The 3306-nt window shown below is 73.6% G+C and carries 3 protein-coding genes and 1 pseudogene; 3 read left to right on the forward strand and 1 reads right to left on the reverse strand.

Features of this window, described 5'->3' with window-relative positions; genetic code table 11:
• Positions 1–490, reverse strand: a pseudogene (locus L2I40_RS20880) (histone deacetylase family protein); the annotation flags it as partial.
• A 58-nt stretch (positions 491–548) separates the two neighbouring features.
• On the opposite strand from L2I40_RS20880, the gene L2I40_RS20885 reads away from it, so the two are divergent.
• The 3 genes from L2I40_RS20885 to L2I40_RS20895 all read left to right on the forward strand — a co-directional run.
• Positions 549–1841, forward strand: coding sequence for an ArgE/DapE family deacylase (locus L2I40_RS20885; RefSeq protein ID WP_237217096.1), 1293 nt, complete (start codon positions 549–551; stop codon positions 1839–1841).
• Entirely contained in the window at positions 1838–3076 is a 1239-nt protein-coding gene (locus L2I40_RS20890; protein WP_237217097.1) for a Zn-dependent hydrolase, read from the forward strand. The genes L2I40_RS20885 and L2I40_RS20890 overlap by 4 nt, the downstream gene beginning before the upstream one ends.
• Positions 3077–3078: 2 nt before the next feature.
• Positions 3079–3306 (forward strand): M81 family metallopeptidase (locus L2I40_RS20895; RefSeq protein ID WP_237217098.1); only part of this gene is annotated, 228 nt, incomplete at its 3' end.

Below are 3306 nucleotides of genomic sequence, written 5' to 3' on the forward strand. Positions count from 1 at the left end.
CATAGGCGTGGTGGCCGGGCGGGCGGCAGAGCGCATAGGCCGTGCGGCCCTGCGCGGCTTCGCCCGCCGCGGCGAGCGCGCAGGCGGCAGCCCCCAGCGCGGCGTCCCAGGTGCCGGGGCCGATCGGGCAGGCGGTGTCGGCCATGTGCCAGCCGGCGCGTCCGACCAGGCCTTCGGGGATGCGCGCACCCTGCGCCAGCATCTCCGGCGTCGGGTGCATGTTGGCGACCACCTCCGGCCCGGGTTCCGGCAGCGCGGCCCAGCCGGCGGCGGCGTCGCGCAGGAAGTCGAGATAGGCACCGTCGTGCACCGCCTCGAGCGCGGCGCGCGAAGCCTCGGGCGGCCGGGACGGCGCGATGCCGCAACGGGCGAGGCCCTCGGCCAGCGCGGCGGCGCGGGCGGGCACCTCGTAATTCTCGCGCAACCGTCCGCGCATGAGGAAGAAGCGCGGGTGGTGCGCGGCTTCGGCGGGGTGGGCAAAGGCCTTCATCCGTCGCAGGCTAGACGCCACGACGCCGCGCGGGAACAGCGCGGCCGGGAAGGCATGGATGACGACACTCGACCCGGGCGCGCGCCGCGCCATCCTCGACGCCTGCGACGCGCTACGCGACGACGGCGTGCGGATGCTGGAAAGGCTGGTTCGCTGCCCGTCCACGCTCGGCAACGAGGCCTCGGCGCTGAACGAGATGGCGCGGATCTACGAGGGCATCGGGCTCAGCCCGCAACGCGTGCCGGTGGATGTTGAAGCGCTGAAGGCTCACCCTGGATTCTCGCCGCCGCTGATCCCCTATGCGGGGCGCGACAACGTCGTCGCGGTGCACCGCCCACGCGCGGCGACGGGGCGCAGCCTGGTGCTGCAGGGGCATGTGGACGTGGTGCCGGAGGGCGCCGAGGACGAATGGACCACGCCGCCCTTCGAGCCGGCGATCCGGTCGGGTCGCATGTATGGCCGCGGCGCGGGCGACATGAAGGCGGGCATCATCTGCTACGTCACCGCCTTCCGCGCGCTGCGCGCGGCCGGGCTGCAGCCGGCCGCCGAGGTGCAGATGCAGTCGGTGATCGAGGAGGAATGCAGCGGCAACGGCGCGTTGGCCTGCATGGTCGCGATGCCGAAGGCCGATGCGGTGATCATCCCGGAGCCGGGGCCCGGACTGCCGGCGCTCTATTCGGCCGAGGTCGGCGTGGTCTGGGCCTTCGTCACCGTCACCGGGCGGCCCGCGCATGTGCGCGACAAGCAGGCCGGGGTGAACGCGGTGGAGGCGGCGATGGCCGTCTGGTCGCGCTTCGAGGCCTATGAGCGCGAGATGAACCGCGGCGAGCGCATCCATCCGAGCTTCCGCGGCGTGAACCATCCGGTGAACGTCAACCTCGGCACCTTCGAGGGCGGCGAGTGGAACAGCTCGGTCGCGACGCGGGCGCGGATGGGGCTCAGGGTCGGGGTGATGATGGGCAACACGGCCGACGCGGTGCGCGCCGACATCGAGCGGATCGTGGCCGAGGCGGCGGGCGATCCGGCGATGAAGGGGGCGAAGGTGAAGGTCGAGTTCCGCGGCTTCCACGCCGACCCCTGCATCTTCGACATGCAGGCGCCGATCGTGCAGCTCGCCATGCGGAGCTATGCGGAGGTGAGCGGGAACGAGTTGCGCCACTATCCGGCGACGGGCCTGACCGACGGGCGCTTCTTCCAGCTCTACCAGGGCACGCCGGTCGCCTGCTTCGGTCCCGACGCGCAGGAGATCCACGGCATCGACGAGAGCGTGGGGCTCGACAGCATGCACGACATCACGCGCGCCATCGCGCTCTGCATCGCCGAATGGTGCGGCGTGGAGCGCGCGGCATGAGCACGAACCTGCCGCTGTCGGGCGCGAGGCTGTGGGACAGCCTGATGGAGTTTGCCCGGATCGGCGCGACGCCGAAGGGCGGCTGCAACCGGCAGACGCTGACGGATCTGGATGGGGAGGCGCGCGCGCTGCTGCAGCGCCAGGCCGAGGCGGCGGGGGCGACGCTGACACTCGACCGCGTCGGCAACATGGTCCTCACGCGGCCGGGGCGCGATCCGACGCGGAAGCCGGTCGCGATCGGCAGCCATCTGGACACCCAGCCGACGGGCGGGAAATTCGACGGCGTGCTCGGCGTGCTGGCGGGGCTCGAGATCCTGCGCGCGCTGCACGAGGCCGGCGTGGAGACCGAGGCGCCGGTCGTGCTGGTGAACTGGACCAACGAGGAGGGTGCCCGCTTCTCGCCGCCGATGATGGGCTCCGGCGCCGCGATGGGGATCTTCCCGGAGGCCGAGGTGCTCGCCAAGACCGACGCCGCCGGCGCGGTGTTCGGCGCGGAGCTGGCGCGGATCGGCTGGGCGGGCGAGGCCGATCCGGCGGCGCTCGGCGACCTCGGCGCCTATTTCGAGCTGCATATCGAGCAGGGGCCGGTGCTGGAGCGGGAGGCGATGCAGGTCGGCATCGTCACCCATGCGCTCGCCCAGCACTGGTTCGACGTGACCGTGACCGGCGAGGAGGCGCATGGCGGCAGCGCCATGGCGGGGCGGCGCGACGCGCTGATGGCCGCCGCCGAGGTCGCGACGATGATCGAGCGCGCGGCGCTCGCGGCCGGGGCGCGTGCCACGGTCGGGCGCATGACGCTGCATCCGGACAGCCGCAACGTCGTGCCGGGCCGCGTCTGGTTCAGCCTCGACACGCGGCACGATCACCAGGACCAGCTGGCGGCGCTGGCGGCGACGCTGCGCGGCGAGGCGGCGGGGATCGGCGCGCGGCGCGGGGTGTCCGTCGTGCTGGAGGACTTCTGGATCTCGCCGGCGACCCCCTTCGATGCCGCGCTGGTCGGGCGGCTGCGCGAGGCGGCGCGGGCGCGCGGCTACGCCCATCGCGACATGCCGACCGCGATCGGGCACGATGCGGTCTATGTCGCGCGGCGGCTGCCGGCGGCGATGCTCTTCGTGCCCTGCCATGGCGGGCTGAGCCACAACGAGGCGGAGAGCATCACGCCGGGGTGGGCCGAGGCCGGGCTGATGGTTCTGGCGGATGCGGTGCTTGCCACCGCGCGCGTTGCGGGGGAGTGAGCATGCGCGTCGCGATCGGCGGCTTCCTGCACGAATCCCATTCCTTCGCGCCGCGGCCGACGGGCTGGGTGGATTTCCTCGAACCCGGCGGCTGGCCCGCGGTGCAGGGGCCGACGACGCTGGTCGCGGCGCTGCGCGACACCGCGGTGCCGGCGGCCGGCGCGATCCGCGCGGCGGAGGAGGCGGGGGCCGCGATCGCGCCGCTCTGGTGGGGCTTCGCCAACCCGGCC

It is taken from the genome of Falsiroseomonas oryziterrae (assembly GCF_021864505.1).
Classification (GTDB): Bacteria; Pseudomonadota; Alphaproteobacteria; order Acetobacterales; family Acetobacteraceae; genus Falsiroseomonas; species Falsiroseomonas oryziterrae.

Excerpts from the sequence above, each read along its gene's own strand:
- L2I40_RS20885 (WP_237217096.1), top strand. The coding sequence starts at position 549 with ATGACGACACTCGACCCGGGCGCGCGCCGCGCCATCCTCGACGCCTGC.
- L2I40_RS20890 (WP_237217097.1), top strand. The coding sequence starts at position 1,838 with ATGAGCACGAACCTGCCGCTGTCGGGCGCGAGGCTGTGGGACAGCCTG.